The 19677-nt window shown below is 54.1% G+C and carries 17 protein-coding genes; 9 read left to right on the plus strand and 8 right to left on the minus strand.

Annotation, left to right across the window (positions count from 1 at the left end; genetic code table 11):
• Positions 1-50: 50 nt before the first annotated feature.
• From coaE to CPH65_RS03445, 4 genes are all read right to left on the minus strand, one after another.
• Positions 51-653, minus strand: a complete 603-nt coding sequence (gene coaE, locus CPH65_RS03430) for a dephospho-CoA kinase (RefSeq protein WP_096172135.1) — start codon at positions 651-653, stop codon at positions 51-53.
• Complete coding sequence (locus tag CPH65_RS03435; protein WP_096172136.1) at positions 650-1543, minus strand: shikimate dehydrogenase; 894 nt, start codon at positions 1541-1543, stop codon at positions 650-652. The genes coaE and CPH65_RS03435 overlap by 4 nt, the downstream gene beginning before the upstream one ends.
• Positions 1544-1546: 3 nt before the next feature.
• Positions 1547-2143, minus strand: a complete 597-nt coding sequence (locus tag CPH65_RS03440) for a Maf-like protein (protein ID WP_096172137.1) — start codon at positions 2141-2143, stop codon at positions 1547-1549.
• 101 nt (positions 2144-2244) lie between these two features.
• Entirely contained in the window at positions 2245-3087 is an 843-nt protein-coding gene (locus CPH65_RS03445) for a pyruvate, water dikinase regulatory protein (protein ID WP_096172138.1), read from the minus strand.
• A gap of 573 nt (positions 3088-3660) precedes the next feature.
• Between CPH65_RS03445 and hemE the strand changes: the two genes are divergently transcribed.
• The 8 genes from hemE to CPH65_RS03490 all read left to right on the plus strand — a co-directional run bounded on the left by hemE (position 3661) and on the right by CPH65_RS03490 (position 12927).
• Complete coding sequence (gene hemE / locus CPH65_RS03450; RefSeq protein ID WP_096172139.1) at positions 3661-4692, plus strand: uroporphyrinogen decarboxylase; 1032 nt, start codon at positions 3661-3663, stop codon at positions 4690-4692.
• A 60-nt stretch (positions 4693-4752) separates the two neighbouring features.
• Positions 4753-5205 carry a protoporphyrinogen oxidase HemJ gene (hemJ, locus tag CPH65_RS03455; protein WP_244574532.1) on the plus strand — a complete coding sequence of 151 codons (453 nt, stop codon included), beginning with the start codon at positions 4753-4755 and terminating at the stop codon, positions 5203-5205.
• Positions 5206-5463: 258 nt separating this feature from the next.
• Positions 5464-6729, plus strand: a complete 1266-nt coding sequence (rho, locus tag CPH65_RS03460; RefSeq protein ID WP_096172140.1) for a transcription termination factor Rho — start codon at positions 5464-5466, stop codon at positions 6727-6729.
• A gap of 232 nt (positions 6730-6961) precedes the next feature.
• Positions 6962-8296 carry a tRNA uridine-5-carboxymethylaminomethyl(34) synthesis GTPase MnmE gene (gene mnmE / locus CPH65_RS03470; protein WP_096172142.1) on the plus strand — a complete coding sequence of 445 codons (1335 nt, stop codon included), beginning with the start codon at positions 6962-6964 and terminating at the stop codon, positions 8294-8296.
• Positions 8297-8584: 288 nt separating this feature from the next.
• Entirely contained in the window at positions 8585-10432 is a 1848-nt protein-coding gene (gene mnmG / locus CPH65_RS03475; protein WP_096172143.1) for a tRNA uridine-5-carboxymethylaminomethyl(34) synthesis enzyme MnmG, read from the plus strand.
• Between the two features lies 1 nt (position 10433).
• A complete protein-coding gene (gene rsmG / locus CPH65_RS03480) occupies positions 10434-11102 on the plus strand; it encodes a 16S rRNA (guanine(527)-N(7))-methyltransferase RsmG (protein WP_197703952.1) in 669 nt (222 codons plus the stop codon).
• A 28-nt stretch (positions 11103-11130) separates the two neighbouring features.
• Positions 11131-11961, plus strand: coding sequence for a ParA family protein (locus tag CPH65_RS03485; protein ID WP_096172144.1), 831 nt, complete (start codon positions 11131-11133; stop codon positions 11959-11961).
• An 87-nt stretch (positions 11962-12048) separates the two neighbouring features.
• Positions 12049-12927, plus strand: a complete 879-nt coding sequence (locus tag CPH65_RS03490; RefSeq protein ID WP_096172145.1) for a ParB/RepB/Spo0J family partition protein — start codon at positions 12049-12051, stop codon at positions 12925-12927.
• A 59-nt stretch (positions 12928-12986) separates the two neighbouring features.
• On the opposite strand, the gene CPH65_RS03495 is transcribed toward CPH65_RS03490, so the two are convergent.
• The 4 genes from CPH65_RS03495 to leuS all read right to left on the minus strand — a co-directional run bounded on the left by CPH65_RS03495 (position 12987) and on the right by leuS (position 18762).
• Complete coding sequence (locus CPH65_RS03495; RefSeq protein ID WP_096172146.1) at positions 12987-14174, minus strand: TCR/Tet family MFS transporter; 1188 nt, start codon at positions 14172-14174, stop codon at positions 12987-12989.
• Between the two features lie 226 nt (positions 14175-14400).
• Positions 14401-15435 carry a DNA polymerase III subunit delta gene (gene holA / locus CPH65_RS03500; RefSeq protein WP_096172147.1) on the minus strand — a complete coding sequence of 345 codons (1035 nt, stop codon included), beginning with the start codon at positions 15433-15435 and terminating at the stop codon, positions 14401-14403.
• Between the two features lie 182 nt (positions 15436-15617).
• Complete coding sequence (gene lptE, locus CPH65_RS03505) at positions 15618-16157, minus strand: LPS assembly lipoprotein LptE (RefSeq protein ID WP_096172148.1); 540 nt, start codon at positions 16155-16157, stop codon at positions 15618-15620.
• On the minus strand, positions 16144-18762 hold the full coding sequence (gene leuS / locus CPH65_RS03510; protein ID WP_096172149.1) for a leucine--tRNA ligase: 2619 nt from the start codon (positions 18760-18762) through the stop codon (positions 16144-16146). The genes lptE and leuS overlap by 14 nt, the downstream gene beginning before the upstream one ends.
• A gap of 217 nt (positions 18763-18979) precedes the next feature.
• Between leuS and CPH65_RS03515 the strand changes: the two genes are divergently transcribed.
• Entirely contained in the window at positions 18980-19657 is a 678-nt protein-coding gene (locus CPH65_RS03515) for a YggS family pyridoxal phosphate-dependent enzyme (RefSeq protein ID WP_096172150.1), read from the plus strand.
• The last annotated feature ends 20 nt before the right edge of the window (positions 19658-19677 follow it).

The following is a 19677-nucleotide window of genomic DNA, read 5'->3' on the forward strand; positions in this document are numbered from 1 at the left end:
TCAAGGATCAGCGCATTCTTGCTATCCATGTCGTTGCTGCAAAGTATGGGTTATTCGCGCGTTTGTGCAAAGCGGCTTTTGATCTGATCGAGGATCTCATCCACCTGCGCCCGGGTTTCTTCCAGTGGAAGACCGGTGTCGACCACATAATCCGCTTTTTGCCGTTTGTCCGCATCGGGGATCTGTTTGGCCTTGATGGCCTCAAATTTCTCTTCTGTCATGCCTTCTCTGGCAAGCACACGGGCGCGTTGTACGTCTTCAGGTGCAGAGACAACAACAACTGCATCAAATCGATCCTCAGCCCCCGTTTCGAACAACAGCGGGATGTCGATGAGCACCATGTCCGCCCCGGCATCCTCTGCGCGTTGATAAAAGGCCAGTTCGCGATCGCGCACCAGCGGGTGGATGATGGCTTCCAGCCGCTTCATAGCCTCGGGCTTGCCGATCACATGCTTGGAGAGTTTGGCCCGATCCACGCCGTCAGGGCCGGTGGTGCCGGGAAATTCAGCTTCAATGAGCGGCACAGCTGCGGATCGGTAAAGCGCGTGAACCGCTGCATCGGCATCATGAAGCGGACAGCCGTGGGCCTCGAACATGGCACCCACTGTTGATTTCCCCATACCGATCGAACCCGTCAATCCTAGTCTGATCATGATGATGCCTGATCTTGACCCAGCACCAATGTGCGCACGTCATCCGTGACCTCCGGCCGAGTGCCGAACCAACGCTCAAAACCGGGGACAGCCTGATGAAGCAACATGCCAAGGCCATCGACAATCGGATTGCCGCGGTCCCGCGCCGTCTCCAACAAGCCGGTGATGAGGGGCGTATAGACAATGTCGGTGACAAGAGCCGTTCGGGGCAAAGCGGCCAAATCAAGCTCAAGGGATGGCTGGCCGGACATGCCGAGCGACGACGTGTTGACCAATAGATCGATATCCTCAAGCAGACTTTCCCGTTCATCCCAATCGGCGACGGTGATGGCCTTTCCCATATCAAGCGCATCGAAGTGGAGAGCAAGCGCTTCGGCCCTTTGCCTGGTTCGATTCACAACCGTAACCTTTTCGAACCCGCGCTCGATCAGACCATGGACGATGGGCCGCGCCGCGCCACCTGCGCCCAGCACCAGAGCCTTACTCTTTGCATTTTTGTCCCAGCCCGCATGTCCATGATCGAGATTGGCGAGAAAACCGTAGCCGTCCGTGTTATCGGCGTGGATCTTGCCGTCCTCCAGCCAGAGCGTGTTGGCAGCTCCGAGCCTCTTGGCCGTGGGATGCACGACATCCACAAGGGAAAGCACCGTTTCCTTATGGGGAATGGTGACATTGCCGCCAACAAAACCGTTATCCGCCAGACCTTTGATGAAGCTCTCAAGCTTGTCGGGTTCCACCGCGATTTTCTCGTAGGATCCGATGAGCCCATAGGTTTCGAGCCAATGGCTGTGGATGGCAGGTGACTTGGAATGGGAAATCGGCCAGCCGATTACGAATGCCTTGGCAGAGTGTATCAGATCGGACTGTTGGCTGCGTGGTGATGGCTGCATGGATCAGAATTCCAGATGTTGGTGCGCGCGCAAATAGGACAGAAGCGGCAGCATGGGCAATCCCAGAATGGTGAAATAGTCGCCTTCGATCTTCTCGAAAAGCTGTATTCCAAGACCCTCAAGCTGATAGCAACCGACGCTGGAACGGACCTGATCGCCGACGCGCGCCATATAGTGACCGATTTCTGCGGGTGAGAGGTCGCGCATGGTAAGCGTTGCGCTGGAGACGTAACTCCACAAGGTGATGCCATCCTTCACACAAGCGACTGCGGAATGAAGCTGATGGGTTTGGCCAGCAAGATCAAGAAGCTGTCTTCGGGCCGCCGCATCATCAGCCGGTTTGTTGAAGCGGCGATCTCCCAGACCCAATGTCTGATCCGCACCGATCACCAGACAGCCGGGATTGCGATCAGAAACGTCAATGGCCTTCACACCTGCGAGCAATTCGGCGATGTCTTGAGGCGTGCCACCGGTATCGACGAGTGGTTGTTCTGCGGCACGTTCATCAATTTCAGCGGCAACACACTCGAACGTCAGTCCGGCATTGCTTAAAAGGGTGGCGCGCGCTTGGCTTTTGGATGCAAGGATTAGCGGATACATGGTCTCGTTTGTCTCTCTCGTTATATGTAACGACCTTTAAAAGAGTTGCGGGTCGAACGGAACCTCTGCTTTGAATTTTGTCCAACGGGTTACAGTCAGGGTCACTCCGGCCTGAGCCGTTCCATTTTATGGCGTTGGTCCTGATAGAGACTGTAGATCTCGGCTGCTGTCTCCTCAATGGATTTGCGGGTCACATCCAGAATTGGCCATTGATGGATCTGGCAGAGGCGGCGCGTGTAGGCGATTTCTTCGTTGATCAGCATGCGATTGAGATAATCGCTGCTCTCCTGATCGGCGGGCAGCCCGAGAAGCCGGTGCTGGCGGATCTCCAAAATTTTTCGCGGGCTTGCGACAAGGCCGATCACCAATGGGTGTCGCGCCTGTTCCAGCTCATTGGGAATGGGGAAATTGCTCACGATGGGAATGTTGGCGACGCGAAGCCCGCGCTGCGCAAGATAGAGTGATGTCGGGGTCTTGGTGGTTCTGGAAATGCCCAGAATGACGACGTCGGCTGTCTCGAGAGACTGCAGCGCCTGACCATCGTCATGATACATAGTGTAATTGAGCGCTTCGATCCGCTGAAAGTAGTTGGCATCGAGGCTGTGCTGGGCTGCGACCTGATGACTTTGCCGGGATCCGAGATAGGAATGAAAGAGGTCAAAAACAGATGCCAATATATTGTAGGCCGGCACATGCAATGCCGCGCAAGACTCCTCGAGCCTTGTTGCGTGATCGGCATTGACCAGCGTGTAAAGAACAATCCCCGGCTCGGTCTCAATCTGCTCCAGAATGGCTGAAATCTGGCGCTCAGTCCGAATACCGGAGTGTACATGTTCGATCATGCGTGCGTGGGCATATTGTGCCGATGCTGCGCGACTCACTGCTCGCAAGGTCTCGCCGGTCGCATCGGAAATCAGATGCAGATGATAGAACTGATCGCGCATTTCTTCACTTACCCACCGAGTGTCCCAAGCTTTCTGCTCCGAGGCATAATTCTGTCAATTTTCTGTTGCAATTTCACCCTAGAAGTTGAATCGCGCGCCTGTCGATTCCTCCCCAGCTTGCGGCAGCCCTGTGGGAATCAGGGGACAAACGGCTGCTTTTGCGAGGGTCGGGTTTTTCATGCCCGTTGCCCATAGATTCGTCCCCAGAACGATCTGCGCGGAGGCTGGTTTGTTAACACTCCGTTTACGAAGGTTAACAAACAATTAATGCACAAGCTTTGCAGAATCCGCTACCACAAGTCCCACACAGCTTATCAATTTGTGACGCAACAAAGCGTTCTGGATTCCTTGAGGATTCTGATTTGTCCCCGCAATTCCCGAGTCGGTTAAGAAAGCCTTAATACCCAACCGCGATGGTTTTCCAAGATGTGATGTGGGTGAAATGTGGGTGAAAAAGATATCCCGCTATCCACTGCCTAAAAGAATAAACAGACTCTTAAAATAGAAATTATTTATTGGGTTTTTGGGGATGAACATGCTCAGATGTGAGCGTCAAAACAGAGGGACAGAATCGTGACCAACCGACGCCTCCTAAATGTTCTTTCGGGGAAGAAAGAACAGATTCCACCCATATGGCTCATGCGGCAAGCTGGGCGGTATTTACCAGAATATCGGGCAACCCGTGCCGAAGCAGGCAGCTTCCTGGATCTTTGCTACAATCCCGAATTGGCGACCGAAGTAACGATGCAGCCCATTCGGCGGTTTGGTTTTGATGCAGCCATTCTCTTTTCCGACATTCTGGTCATTCCTGATGCACTTGGGCGTTCAGTCCGGTTTGTTCAAGGGGAAGGCCCGAAGCTCGATCCCATTTCTCCTTCGGAAGTTGCTGATCTTGATCCCTCTTTGGTGCTTAAGCGCCTTCAACCGGTGTTCGAGGCGGTCGAGCGTGTTCGTGATACCTTGCCGGATGAAACGACCTTTCTTGGGTTTTGTGGTGCTCCCTGGACCGTAGCGACCTACATGATTGCTGGGCAGGGAACCCCTGATCAGGCACCCGCGCGGCTATTTGCCCGGCGCGAACCCGAAGCTTTCAAGCATTTGATGGATGTGCTGGTCGACGCGTCGATCCTCTATCTCGTCAAACAATTGCGCTCGGGCGCGGATGCGGTTCAGATTTTCGACAGTTGGGCTGGTGTTCTCGATGATGCGTTGTTCCTGTCAGCATCGCAGGATCCAATCGCCCGAATCGTCAAGGGTGTGCGGGCAGAGGTTCCTGATGCCAAGATCATCGGCTTTCCCAAGGGAGCGGCTCAGAGGCTTCATGGCTTCATCGAGGCAACAAAGGTGAATGCGATCGGGCTGGACTGGACTGTTCCGCTCGATTGGGCCCGGGATGAGCTGCAGGGCAAGGTCGCTCTTCAGGGCAATCTGGATCCGACATTGCTGATTACCGGCGGCAAGGATCTCGATGAGGCAATTGATCGTATTATGGAAGCCTGGAGTGATGGGCCTTTCATTTTCAATCTTGGCCATGGTATCACCCCGCAAGGAAACATCGATCTGGTGCATCAGCTGATCAACCGTGTGCGGTCCTATGCTCGCTGATAAGAAGCATTTCGGTGAGCTATTGTTCCGGATGTCGACCGATCTGGCTTGAAAGAGAATATGATGGAGTTTTTCCAGTTCCTTGACTACTCGTGGACCAAGGCCCTTCACATTATTTCGGTCATCACCTGGATGGCCGGAATTTTCTATTTGCCGCGGCTTTTCGTCTATCACGCCCAGACAGAGGTGGGGACTGATCAATCAGAGACCTTCAAGATCATGGAGCGTCGGCTATTGAAGGGAATCATGAACCCTTCCTTGATTGCTACCTGGATTTTTGGTCTCTGGCTCGCCTTCCCGCATGAGATTTGGTCAAGCGATGCGATCTGGCTCCATATCAAGTTTGTCCTTGTTTTCGCGATGACCGGGTACCATATGGTGTGTGCGCGTTACGTACGCGTTTTTGCAGCGGATGCGAATCAGAAAGACCATGTCTTCTATCGCTATTTCAACGAAATCCCGACTTTGCTGATGATTGCGATCGTCATATTGGCTGTTGTTAAACCGTTCTAAATTCCGTCTTTTGGATAGGGAAACTGCGAAAAAGCCAAGGAAATCTTCCTGATCGGGTCTGGAAGTTCATTTTTAACTCATTTGCACTTGCTACAGACCTAGGTTGCGGCTATGGTCGCCGAAATCGTGACAAAACGATAAGTCGGGAAAGCATTTATTCTTCTTCGCTTTCAAGACAACAAAGTTTAGCCTAGATTGGCGCTTTGTACTCTCCCTACTCCTTTTCCCCTGGTTGCTTACCTTTAAGAGAGTTTCGCTATGCGCGAAATGAAACTAAAAGAACTCAAAAAAAAATCCCCAACAGAGCTATTGAATTTTGCCGAAGAGCTCGAGGTCGAAAACGCCAGTACGCTGCGAAAGCAGGAACTGTTGTTTGCGATTCTCAAACAATTGGCAGACAGAGATACTGACATCATCGGCGAGGGCGTCGTCGAAGTGCTGCAGGACGGCTTTGGCTTTCTGCGCTCACCCGACGCCAATTATCTGCCCGGTCCGGATGATATCTATATTTCTCCATCTCAGATCAGACGGTTTTCTCTTCGCACCGGTGATACGGTCGAAGGGCATATTCGCAGCCCGAAAGAGGGCGAGCGCTATTTTGCCCTGTTGAAGGTGAACACCGTCAACTTCGAGGATCCTGATGCAGCGCGTCACAAGGTTCATTTCGATAACCTGACACCGCTTCACCCCGAAGACCGATTCAAGCTGGAATCCACGGATCCGACCGGCAAAGACATGTCTAGTCGTGTGATTGATCTGGTTGCGCCTCTTGGCAAGGGCCAGCGTGCTCTGATCGTGGCGCCGCCGCGGACGGGTAAAACGGTATTGCTGCAGAACCTCGCCAAGTCGATCACTGCCAATCATCCGGACAGCTGTCTTATCGTTCTTCTGATTGATGAACGTCCCGAAGAGGTGACGGACATGAAGCGGACTGTGAATGGAGAAGTGGTTTCGTCCACCTTTGACGAACCGGCATCCCGTCACGTTCAGGTCGCCGAAATGGTCATCGAAAAGGCGAAGCGTCTGGTTGAGCATGGTCGCGATGTGGTCATTCTGCTCGATTCGATCACCCGTCTTGGCCGTGCCTACAACACCGTTATCCCGTCTTCGGGCAAGGTGTTGACCGGCGGTGTTGATGCCAATGCACTTCAGCGCCCGAAACGCTTCTTTGGTGCGGCCCGTAACATCGAGGAAGGCGGGTCTTTGACGATCATCGCAACCGCCCTTATCGATACCGGCAGTCGTATGGACGAAGTGATCTTCGAGGAATTCAAGGGCACCGGCAATGCCGAGATTGTCCTGGATCGCAAGGTTTCCGACAAGCGTATCTTCCCGGCCATGGATATTCTCAAATCCGGTACCCGTAAGGAAGAGATCATGGTGGACCGCAAGGAACTGCAGAAAGTCTTTGTTCTGCGCCGTATCCTTGGGGCCATGAGCAATGTCGATGGGATCGAATTCCTGCTCGATAAACTCCGGTCAACCAAAGACAATGCCGAGTTCTTCGACAATATGAACACCTGATACCGCCCAGAGCCTCATATTGGGGCTTGCCGTGGAGATCAGGAAAGACTAGAAAGCCGTCTGACATGGGTCGGGCGGCTTTCTTTTGTCCCGACTTCTTTATCCCGCAGATCCTCCGCTGGCTGATTGCCCCTGATCATTGTGGCAGGTTTGATCGATTCGGACTTGAAATGATCTGCGTTTCCTGAAGACAAGATTGAGCCGGCATCATCCCGGCCATCAGGATGAAACAATGAGTCGCGATACCATCTTTGCCCTGTCGAGCGGTCCTGTGCCGGCTGGCGTTGCAGTCGTTCGGATTTCAGGTCCGAAGGCGCATGCCGTCATGATGACCTTGATTGATTCGGAGCCGAAACCCAGACTTGCCGCGCTGCGCTATGTGACTGATCCGGCGACTGGTGATGTGATTGATCAGGCACTGGTGCTCTCTTTTCCTGGTGAGAAATCTTTCACCGGAGAGGATACGGTCGAGTTTCATCTCCATGGCGGACGGGCAATCGTCAAGGCCATGATCGATCTACTCGGATCCTTTGAGGGCTGCCGACTGGCTGAAGCGGGCGAATTCGCGCGTCGGGCGTTTGAAAATGGCAAGTTCGATCTGACCGAGATTGAGGGGTTGGCCGATCTGATTGATGCGGATACGGAAAATCAGCGCAAGCAGGCCATGCGCCAGGCCAGTGGGGCGCACCGAAGCGTCATTGATGGATGGCGCGATGTGCTTCTCTATGCCCGCAGTATGATCGAGGCTGAACTTGATTTTGCCGATGAGGAGGATGTGCCGGGCAGCGTATCGGATGTGATCTGGCTCAAGCTTGATGCCTTGAAATACGAAATCGAGGACCATCTGTCTCGCGCAGATCACGGCGAACGATTGCGCAATGGCATGACCGTTGTTCTGGTCGGGCATCCCAATGCCGGGAAGTCATCCTTGCTCAATTGGTTTGCCAAGCGTGATGTTGCTATTGTGACAGAGGAAGCGGGCACAACGCGCGATCTTTTGGAGCTGCATCTCGATATTGCTGGCTATCCGGTGACGATGATCGATACGGCCGGGCTGCGCGAGGCAGAGAATCTTGTCGAGCGGGAAGGGATTCGGCGCGCGCTTGAAAAGAGCGAACATGCGGATCTGTTGATTGAGATCGTCGATGCCAGCTCGGTCGATAAACGTGTTGAGGTGAAAAGCCGAGCGCGTCGCATGGTTTTGTTTAACAAGCAGGATCGAATCGGATCAGAAACGAAGCCCGTCAATTCAGGTGCAGAAGAGGAGTTTTCTGTTGCTGTTAAGACTGGGTTAGGGATGGCCAACTTTTACGATTCGTTTGTGAAACAAATTAAAGAATCCTTTAACGGTGCAGAAGATGTGCTGATTACTCGCAAAAGACATGAGACATATTTGCGTGAATGTGTGGATAATGTGGATAAAGCGCTTATCTACTCAGATTCACCACTGGAAATTCGCTCTGAATTCTTGCGCACGGCTGGGGATTCATTGGGGAAAATCACTGGAAGAATTGATGTCGAGGAGATGCTCGGCGTGATTTTTTCACAGTTCTGTGTGGGCAAATAGTGGATCGTTTCACGTGAAACAGCGTTTTTGAATTTTGCGATTGACTCTGTGTTTCACGTGAATCGGTGAGTCGCGAAATTTTTACCATTCCACCTTTGCCTGTTTCACGTGAATCGCGGTTTTTCGCCATTTTAGGGGCTAGAGCGGTTTCACGTGAATCCGTATAGTGTGGATCTCAGGTTTAGCTGCGATTCTTTAACAAAGTTTGAAGATAGTGGGTTCGGGGCAGGGAATGCGGTCCTGTAGCAAAAACGAGCCGGGCCTAAGTCCGGATAGGTGAGAGAATATATGACCCAGTTTGATGTGGTTGTTGTTGGTGGCGGTCACGCCGGTACAGAGGCTGCTGCCGCGGCAGCGCGTTCGGGTGCCAAAGTGGCGCTCGTGACCCATAGTCGCGACAAAATTGGTGTGATGTCCTGTAATCCGGCGATCGGTGGTCTCGGTAAGGGGCATCTTGTGCGCGAGATTGATGCGCTTGGCGGCTTGATGGGACTGGCCGCGGACCGTGGTGGGATCCAGTTCCGTCTGCTTAATCGCCGGAAGGGTCCAGCAGTGCAGGGGCCTCGGGCGCAGGCCGATCGCAAGCTTTATCGTCAAGCGGTGCAGGATCTGTTGTTCGCGACGCCCAACCTGACCGTGATCGAAGAAGAGGTTGCTGATCTGTCGATTGTTGAAGGACAGATCGCTGGGGTTTCTTTATCGGATGGTCGCAATGTTCCGTGCGGTGCCGTGGTTTTGACGACCGGGACATTTTTGCGTGGGCTTATTCATATCGGTGAGAGAAGCTTTTCCGCCGGGCGTATGGGCGATCCGGCTGCCAACGATCTGTCTTTACGTATGATGTCGGAGAATTTTCGTCTTGGTCGGCTGAAAACCGGGACACCGGCACGGCTCAATGGGGATACGATTGACTATTCATCGCTTGGTGTGCAGCCGGGTGATGCGGTGCCTGTGGCCTTTTCCTATCTCACCAGCGCAATTTCTTCGCCCCAGATTAATTGCCATATCACGCGCACCACTGAAAAGACGCATCAGATCATTCGCGAGAATATGCACAAATCCGCGATGTATTCAGGCAAGATTGAAGGGACGGGGCCACGCTATTGTCCCTCCATCGAAGACAAGATCAATCGCTTCGGAGAGCGGGATGGTCACCAGATTTTTCTGGAACCTGAAGGCCTTGACGTCAATACGGTTTATCCGAATGGTATTTCGACCTCTTTGCCGGAGGACGTGCAGGATGCTTACATTCGCTCGATACCCGGGCTGGAATCCGTTGAAATTCAACAGTATGGCTATGCGATCGAATATGACTATATCGATCCGACCGAATTGAAGGCAACGCTTGAAACCAAGCGGGTTGGAGGACTTTTCCTTGCGGGTCAGATCAACGGGACAACCGGATATGAGGAGGCGGGCGCGCAAGGGCTGATTGCTGGTCTGAATGCGGCGCGTTTGTGTGGCGATCAAGACGGCGTCGTGCTGTCGAGGTCTGAGGCCTATATCGGTGTGATGATTGACGATCTGGTGACGCGCGGTGTTGCCGAACCCTATCGGATGTTCACGTCGCGCGCGGAATATCGTTTGTCTCTGCGTGCTGACAATGCGGACCAACGGTTGACGGCAAAGGCTGATGGTTGGGGTTTGATTGATAACGAACGGCGCAAGGCTTTTGCTGACAAGAAACAATCTCTTGATGCAATCATGGCGCTCGCAAAGGATAAGTCCCTGACCCCAAATGAAGCGGAGCAGGTCGGACTCAAGATCAACAAGGATGGTCAGCGGCGCAGCGCCTTTGAGCTTCTCGCTTATCCAGACCTGGATCTTAAGTGCTTGACGACGATCTGGCCAGAGTTCGGCAATTTTTCCGAAGCTATCAGTCGGCAGCTCGAGATAGAGGCACTGTATCAGGTCTATATGGAGCGGCAGACCAGTGACATAGAGACGTTCCAGAAGGACGAGGCACTGGCTATTCCCACTGCGCTCGACTTCAACAATATCAACGGGCTATCGAACGAATTGAAGCAGAAGCTGTCTCTGGTGCGTCCGCAGACCCTTGGTCAGGCGTCTCGCGTTGATGGCATGACGCCGGCAGCCCTGACGCTGGTTCTGGCCCATAGTAAGCGGGTATCTTGATATGACAAGCGGGTTTGAAACTCACGACAGTAAGGCTCGCGGTCTTGCTATCCTAGAAGAGATGTTTCCTGTTTCACGTGAATCTATCCACAAGCTGGGGATATATGAAGCGATCATCAGAAAATGGCAACCAGCCCAAAATCTCGTTGCCCCAAAAACACTTAATGATATCTGGTTGAGGCACATTGCTGACAGTGCACAGATATACGCAAATTATCCCCAGGCAAAGCACTGGATTGATCTTGGGTCGGGTGCCGGGTTTCCTGGTCTTGTGACAGCAGTTTTGCTGGATCAACAAGGCGAGGATTATTCGGTAAACCTCATCGAAAGCAACGGCCGGAAGGCAAGTTTTCTGAGGACAGCGGCCCGGGAGATCGGTGTCAAGGTTACGGTTCACAATGACCGGATCGAAAAGGTCCTAGGCAGTTGGGATCGGCCCGTTGAGGCGATCAGTGCGAGAGCACTCACATCTTTCGATAATCTGTGTGATTTTGTTCATCCGTTTTTGTCAAAGGGGTGTGCTGGTGTTTTCCACAAAGGTCGGGACTTTGATCGAGAATTGGAAGAGGCCAGTGTGCGCTGGAACGCAGATCTGGTACAAAAGCAGAGCAGGACAGATCCGGATGCGCGAATCGTCATACTGCACCGCTTATCATCAAAAGACGCATAGTGAAACAGATGCAAAGTGAGGCCACTTTATGAGTTCACTGCCCGACTCTCCCCGTGTTTTGACCCTTGCCAACCAGAAGGGCGGCGTCGGGAAAACCACGACAGCAATCAATCTGGGCACAGCGCTGGCGGCCATTGGCGAGACGGTGCTGATCGTTGACGTTGATCCGCAGGGTAACGCCAGCACCGGCCTTGGTATCGATCGCAAAGCGCGCCAGATTTCAACTGCAGAATTGCTGCTCAACGAGGCCACTTTGCTGGAGGCGGCCATTCCGACCGCCGTTCCGCGTCTCTCTGTTGCTGCCTCGACCATGGACCTTCTGGGTCTTGAACAGGAAATTTCAACCGATAAGGATCGCGCCTACCGACTTCGCAATGTGCTGCAACAGCATGGTGCACTCGGTGACACGATACCCGAGGATAAGCGGTTCACCTATGTGCTGATCGACTGCCCGCCGTCGCTCAACCTTTTGACGATCAACGCGATGGCGGCCGCGCATTCCATTCTGGTGCCGTTGCAATGCGAGTTTTTTGCCCTTGAGGGTCTGACCCAGTTGATCCAGACCGTCAATCAGGTGAAGGGCGCGCTCAATCCGGAACTGTCGATCCATGGCATCGTGATGACCATGTATGACAGCCGCAACAATCTCTCCAATCAGGTCGTTGATGATGTGCGTGAACATATGGGGGATAAGGTTTACGACACGATCATTCCGCGAAATGTCAGAATTTCGGAAGCGCCGTCTTACGGCAAGCCTGCATTGCTCTATGATCTGAAATGCTCGGGCAGTCAGGCCTATCTGAAACTGGCGTCGGAAATCATCCAGCGAGAGAAAAAGCTTAGGAACAAGGCGGCCTGAGATGGCCATGGGTCTATCTATCATGAGAGGAATTGGGGTCGCGGCATTGAGGTCATGACGCGCGGGTCCAGTTAGAATGCGGACAAAATGGTGAAGAAAGCAACTGAAGGAAAACGTCTGGGCCGAGGGCTGGCTGCCCTCATCGGGGATATTGACAACGAAGCTCAGGCGGTCGAGCGGGCACGGTCCCAACGCAGAATTCCAATTGAATTCTTGCGTCCCAACCCTCGCAATCCACGGCGCGACTTTGCGCAAGGGGATCTTGATGATCTGACCAAGTCGGTCAAGGAAAAAGGCATTATGCAGCCGATCCTCTGCCGTCCGGTGGAAGGGGAGGACGATTCCTTTGAGATTATCGCCGGTGAACGACGCTGGCGTGCTGCTCAGGGAGCGGGTCTTCATGAAGTGCCTGTTCTTATTCATGAAGTCAGCGATAAAGAAGCGCTCGAACTTGCCATTATCGAAAACGTTCAACGCTCGGATCTCAACGCTCTCGAAGAGGCGCTTGGATATGATCAGCTCATCGAACAGTTCGACTACACCCAGGCAGAGCTTGCCGATGTGATCGGTAAAAGCCGGTCCCACGTTGCCAATACCCTGCGTCTTTTGAAGCTGCCGGAAAGCATCAAGGATTATCTCAAGCAGGGAGAGCTTACGGCCGGTCATGCCCGCGCTCTGATCACTGCAGACAATCCCGAAGAGCTGGCTCGCCGCATCGTCGAGGACGGCATGACGGTGCGCGATGCGGAAAAAGCCGGTCAGGAGAAAGTTGCTGACAAGAAAGAGCCCAAGCCGAAGAAGGAAAAAGATGCAGATACCGTGGCGCTTGAAAAACGCCTGACGGATCGGCTGGGTTGGAATGTCTTCATCGCGCCAAAGAAAAAGGGTGGCGAATTGAAGATCCAGTATAAATCACTCGAACAGCTTGATGCGATCATCGAAATTCTGGAAAAGCAGACGGTTTGATCAAATCGCTGCCGCTTTAGAAGATGGATTTTGAGAAAAGGGAGCTTCGGCTCCCTTTTTTATTGCGCTGGTTCTTGGAGGCGGGAGGTTGAGGAGATGGCCCACCAAAGGGGAATAAGGGCCAAGAGGGAAACCAACGCAGCAACGCCGAACGCGCCCGCCGGATGATAAAAGGGGGTTCCCGGTTCAATGAAAAAGGCAAATGCCTGAGACATGATCAGCGGGCTGACAATCGTGCTCAATGCCAAGGTGGAGGCGATGGCGCCTTGTAGTTCACCTTGTGCATCGTCAGGCACGCGGCTGGACATCAGGCTTTGCATCACCGGAATGGCAACGCCTTCCAGGGCGCAGATGGGCATGAAAAGAAACAGGATCCAGCCCTGTTCAACGAACAGGAGTGTGACCAAGGTCGCTGCCTGAAACACTATTCCAATGACAGAAATCGTGGTTTCGCGAAAGACCCTGAGCAGGAGCTGGACGACGAAAATAAGGGTCAAGGTGTTCGAAATGCCGTAGATGCCGAGCGAAATTCCCACTTCCCGGCTGCCCCAATCAAAGGCTTCGCGCAGATAGTAGGGCCAGATGGTCGGATAAACCCATCCGGCCAGATTGAACAGAAAGAAGGCCGACAAAAGGTAGACCAGACCGGGGATAGCTAGAACTTGAACCAAGGCACCAATCGGGTTGGATCGTTTGAGGGAAAAGGGGCGTCTTTTTTCTTTCGACAGGCTTTCTGGCATCGCAAACCAGCCATAAAGACAATTGAGCGCTGCACATCCGGCTGCGAAGAAAAAGGGCGCGCGCGTGTCGAGCTCACCAATCAGACCGCCCAGAACCGGCCCGGCAATGAAGCCCAGGCCAAAGGCTGCGTTGATGAGACCAAATCTTCTGGCTCGCCTGTCCTGTGTGGAGACATCTGCAATATAGGCAAAGACGGTGGCGTGGGTTGCTCCGGCAACCCCGGCGACGAAGCGGCCAAGTACCAGCAACGTAAACGAGGGCGCAAAGCCCATGATGACATAGTCGATGCTGAGGGCGCCAAGGGAGACAAGAAGCACCGGCCGTCTTCCGTAATGATCAGAAAGATTGCCAAGGGTTGGGCTACAGAGAAACTGCATCAAGGCATAGACAAAGGCCAGATAGCCTCCATAGATTGCCGCAGTGCTGATGTTGACAGAAGAGACCTCCTGAATGAGGTCTGGAATGATGGGCATGATCAACCCGATGCCCATCGCATCAATAAACATCGTGAGAAAGGCAAACCGAATGCCGTTTCGATGAGCTCGGGAAGGGGCATCCAGCGGCGGTAAAGACGGGTTGGTTTTGTCTTTTCGGGAGGAGATCACGGTACAACTGACTGCTTGAAAAAGGGGAGGGTGCCCAAATTGGATTCACGTGAAACGAGTTTGATACGGCCTGCGTGACTTGGCAATCTCAAAGTGGCCAAGTTGAGACCTGATGCGCGGGCCGTCGCTATCGGCGAGCGCGCTGGGCGGTGGCAGCAATCATCAGAAGCGTTTCGGAAATGATGGTTTCAGCAAGAGGATAATGCTTGCGGCTGTTGGCAAGGCTTTGTCCCAGCAATTCGCAGGCTCTGCTCGCCTTACTGCTGGACCAGATAACCAGTTGCGACTGGATGTTCGGTTTGCGCTTGAAGTGGATCATCGGTGCGACCCTGTCGAGGGCCGATTGGGGCGACGCGCCACTGTCCATCAAATGCAGGCATCGTTCGAGCATTTGGAAATGCCTGAGGGATGCAGAGCCTATGACTCCGGGATTCTGGCCACTTCTGAGGATCTGCTCGAGTTGGGAATCAAGATCGCCGATCTGGCCTTGTGCGGCTGAATCGATGATCATGTCGAGCTGATGGTTTGATGCATCCCCGACGATATCCGCGATGTCTTTTTCCGTGATTTCGCCCTGATTCATCGCATAAAGACACAGCTTCTGGACCTCTGCGCGAGAGGCCATGCGGTCCGCTCCGAGATTGTCCAGCAGCAGCTCGCGCGCCTCACGGGTGAGGGTCAGCCCGGCAATGGCGATTTCTTCCTCGATAATGGAATTGAGCGCGGCGCGGGCGTCGACATAGCAGGGCAGAGCGACTGCACTATGCGCCTTTTCGATGGACTTACGCAAAGCGGCGGATTTCTTCAGATCACCCGCCTTGATGATGACATAGGCATCGCGAGGCGGCGATGACAGCAGCGGATCTATAGCCGGCTGGATTGATTTGCTGGAGCTCATCTGAACAACGATGACGCGACAGCCGCCAAACAGGGGGATGGTGTTGGCTTCGTCCGCCAGCCGCATGGGATCTGAAGCGATATCGCCCGAATCAACCCGCAACATGGCAAAGGGATCAGTGTTGTCCTTGAGATAGACCTTGGCCAGACGGTCGGCGCGTTCGGCAACCAGGCCCGTGTCCTGACCATAAATGAGGATGACTTTGTAGGAAGGGTTGGGTTTGACGATGAAACCGTCAACCAAATTGGCCTTGATTTGCGCCATGTCCTGTTCCCACGCTCCGGCTATTTGATGAGGGGTCTGTACTCGGTGTTGGAAAAGATTTGCCGAATTGGCAGGTGGCTGTCAACTCGGCTGGTGATCATGGTCGCCCGGATACGGTCACTTAAGGCCAGTGTCCGGTTGGTGAGGCTTCTGCACTTTGCTCGAACGCTTAATTGGGGGCGTTAGTTGCCCGATACAAAGTAGGTTGAAAGCCGAAGCTGGATGTCGTTGGCGACCTGTTGTGCGGCGCGGTTTTCCGCGTCTCTGAGGGCCCTGTCGTTGGCAAAGCGCTGCGTGCTGCGGGCAAAGGAAGCGGTAAAGAAGCTCGAGCCTGTCGTGGCGATCGTGCCATCGGCGATCTTGATGAGCTTGTAGGTTGCCGTCAGGCTGACGCGCGTGGTTTTGGCAAGGCCGGTTCCGTTTTCGATATCAAAGGAGTTGTTTGTGTTCTTGAGTGCGATGTCGAGCCGATAGGCGGGCGTGGCTGCTTCTCCACCGCCGGTGAAAGCAAAGATCAGGTGGTTCCGGATCTCTTGCTCCACACGATTGTTGGCGGGTTCGATCTGAACGCTCGCCAACTCCGCCGACAGGCTCTGATCCGTGATCGTCGGAGCGGTAGAATAGAGCGGACGCACCTGACAGGCCGACAAAGCCAGTCCAAGGCCGAGGCAGGCCACCAGTGAAAGAGAGCCTGCCCTGACTTTGCGATTAAACGACAACATTGACGATCCTTTTCGGCACTACAATGATCTTGCGTGGCTGGTTGCCATCCAGAGCCTTGATCACGGGATCCGATTCCAGAACGGCCTGCTCGATTGTAGCCTGATCTGCATCAGCAGCAACGGTTATTTCGCCGCGTTTTTTGCCGTTGATCTGAATGGGCAGGGTCAATTCGTCTTCGACCAGCATGGCTTTGTCGGTTTGCGGCCATGCATGGGTGGAAACAAGGCCATCCTTGCCGAGAAGGCTCCAGCATTCTTCTGCCAGATGCGGCATCATTGGCGCGGCCATCATGATGAGCAGCTCCATGCTTTCATTGAGCGCCCAGACGAGGGATGGATCGGCGTCGAGCTTGTCTTTCTTGACCACGGCGGCGATGTTGTTGACCAACTGGTAGATCTGCGCGACCGAGCGATTGAAGCCCAGCTGTTCGATGTTGGATTCAACAGCAGCCAGTGTCTTGTGGCTGGCCTTGCGCAAGGAGAGTGCTTCGTCGCTGAAGCGCTCCGGTTTGGCCGGGATGTTCGATCCGATGAACTCGGCGCTGTCAACGACAAGGCGCCAGATGCGCTGAATGAAGCGGTGAGACCCTTCGGCGCCGGCTTCGGTCCAGATCACGTCGCGTTCCGGAGGGCTGTCGGAGAGCATGAACCAGCGGGCCGTGTCGGCACCGAACGTCTCGATGATGTCGGTCGGGTCCACGGTATTCTTCTTGGATTTCGACATCTTCTCGACGGAGCCGATGGTGATGGGTTCGCCGGTTTCATTGTGTGTTGCGCTGCGCTTTCCATCCGCGTCCTGTATGGTGATTTCTGCGGGGGAGACCCAGCGTCCATCTTTACCCTTGTAGGTTTCGTGGTTGACCATGCCCTGCGTGAAGAGGCCCTTGAAGGGCTCCTTGACGGTCATGTGACCGGTTTCCTTCATGGCGCGGGCAAAGAAGCGGGAGTAGAGCAGATGTAGAATGGCATGCTCGATGCCGCCGATATACTGATCGACCGGCAGCCACTCATCGACCATTTTGGTGTCGGTCGGCGTGTCCTGACGCGGGGCCGTGAAGCGGGCGAAATACCAGGAGCTGTCCACGAAGGTGTCCATGGTGTCGGTTTCGCGCCGAGCCGGTTTGCCACAGTTGGGGCAGGTGCAGTTGCGCCATGTGGGATGACGGTCAAGCGGGTTGCCCGGTTTGTCGAAATTGATGTCGTCCGGCAGCTTGATCGGCAGATTTTCTTTCTTCTCGGGAACCACGCCGCAGTCTTCGCAGTGGATCATCGGAATAGGGCAGCCCCAATAGCGCTGGCGGGAAATACCCCAGTCGCGCAGGCGATATTGCACCTTGCGTTCGGCCTGAGGTTTGCCGTCTATGAGGTTGGCTTCCAGTTTCTCTGCAACAGCATTTTTAGCGTCGGCAATGGACATGCCATCGAGGAATTCGGAATTGAAGATCGTGCCTTCACCGGTGTAGGCCTCGTCAGCGACGTCAAAGCTTTTGGGGTCCTCGCCCTTTGGCAGAACCACCGGGGTGACGTTAAGATCATATTTGCGAGCAAAATCAAGGTCTCGCTGGTCATGAGCCGGGCAGGCGAAGATCGCGCCCGTGCCATAATCCATGAGGATGAAGTTGGCGACATAGACCTTCAGGGTGATGGCCGGATCGAGCGGATGTACCACGGCGAGGCCCGTATCGAAGCCGACTTTTTCCGCGGTTTCAAGTTCGGCCGCAGACGTGCCCATCTTTTGGCAAAGCTCGACAAAGGCCTGAAGCTCTGGATTGTCCTTGGCCAGTTCCTTGGTCAATGGATGATCGGCGGACAAACCCATGAAGGATGCGCCAAACAGCGTGTCGGGGCGGGTGGTGAAGATCTCGATTTCCGAGTGACCATGGCTTTCTTCGGTCAGTTGGAAGCGGATCTGAAGACCCTCGGACTTGCCAATCCAGTTCTGCTGCATGAGCCGGACTTTATCCGGCCAGCGATCGAGATGCTGGATTTCCTCTAAAAGGTCTTCGGCGAAGTCGGTGATCTTGAAAAACCACTGGGTAAGCTCGCGCTGCTCGACCTCGGCACCGGAGCGCCAGCCCTTGCCGTCAATAACCTGCTCGTTGGCCAGCACCGTGTGATCGACCGGATCCCAGTTGACCTTGGCATTCTTGCGGTAGGCGAGGCCTTTCTCCGCAAAATCGAGAAACAGCATCTGCTGGCGATGATAATAGTCCACGTCGCAGGTGGCGAACTCGCGATCCCAGTCCAGTGACAGGCCCATGAGCTGAAGCTGGGCGCGCATCGTTGCGATGTTTTCGTAGGTCCAGTCCTTGGGATGGATCTTGTTCTGCATCGCGGCGTTTTCCGCCGGCATGCCGAAAGCATCCCAACCCATGGGATGCAGAACGTTGAACCCTTTGGCGCGCTTGTAGCGGGCAACCACGTCGCCCATGGTGTAGTTCCGCACATGGCCCATGTGGATGCGTCCAGACGGGTAGGGGAACATTTCCAGGACGTAGTATTTCGGGCGGGGGTCTTCGTTTTCGGTCCGGAAGATTTTCTTGGAATCCCAAGTCTGTTGCCAGCGGATTTCTGCTTCTCGTGCGTTGTAGCGTTCAGTCGCCATAGGTCTTCGCCAATGCCTCGATTGTCTTGTCGTTAGTGGCCTGACCTTCACCAGATTTATCCTATTGCGTCAACCCATTTCGCAGATTTCGGCCCTTTGGGCCTGTTCAATCTTGCGATGTGCATGCGAAGGGGGTAATTTGTCGTGCATAATGCTGGACAGAGCCGGGCGGGATTCGCTCATGGCGTCCCACCAAGTCGGAGTTTGAAAAAGGACGATGGGTATATCATCCAAGCTGGCCGAGGTTCGCAAGGCCATCGCGGAGTGCGAAAAAGAAGCAGAACGAGCACAGGATAGTGTGACACTCATCGCTGTTTCAAAGACATTCGATGCTGATGTGATCCGAAAGGCACTTGAGGCCGGTCAGAGGGTCTTTGGTGAGAACAAGGTCCAGGAAGCCAAGGGCAAATGGCCCGAATTGCGTGACGAGTTCGAGGGTGTCGAGCTGCATCTCATCGGCCCACTTCAATCGAACAAGGCAAAGGATGCCGTTGCTCTGTTCGATGTCATTCATTCGGTGGATCGCAAAAAGATCGCGCGCACCATTCGACTGGAAATGGAAAAGCAAAGCCGGCAGGTTGATCTGTTTGTTCAGATCAACACCGGGTCCGAGCCGCAAAAAGCAGGCATTCTACCTGAGGAAGCCGATGATTTTCTTGGCTTTTGCAAGGTGGAGCTTGGTCTCACCATCCGCGGTCTGATGTGTATTCCACCAGCTGACGACAATCCCAAGGCGCATTTCAAGCTGCTGCGCAAGATTGCCAAGCGCAATGATATCAAGGACCTGTCGATGGGCATGAGCGCCGATTATGGCGAAGCCATCAAACAGGGGTCCACATTTGTCCGGGTGGGGAGCGCCATCTTCGGACATCGCAAAAAGCCGGTTTCGATCTAGGCCCATTTTGCGGCTTAAGC

The organism is Cohaesibacter sp. ES.047 (assembly GCF_900215505.1).
In the GTDB taxonomy this organism is placed as follows: Bacteria; Pseudomonadota; Alphaproteobacteria; order Rhizobiales; family Cohaesibacteraceae; genus Cohaesibacter.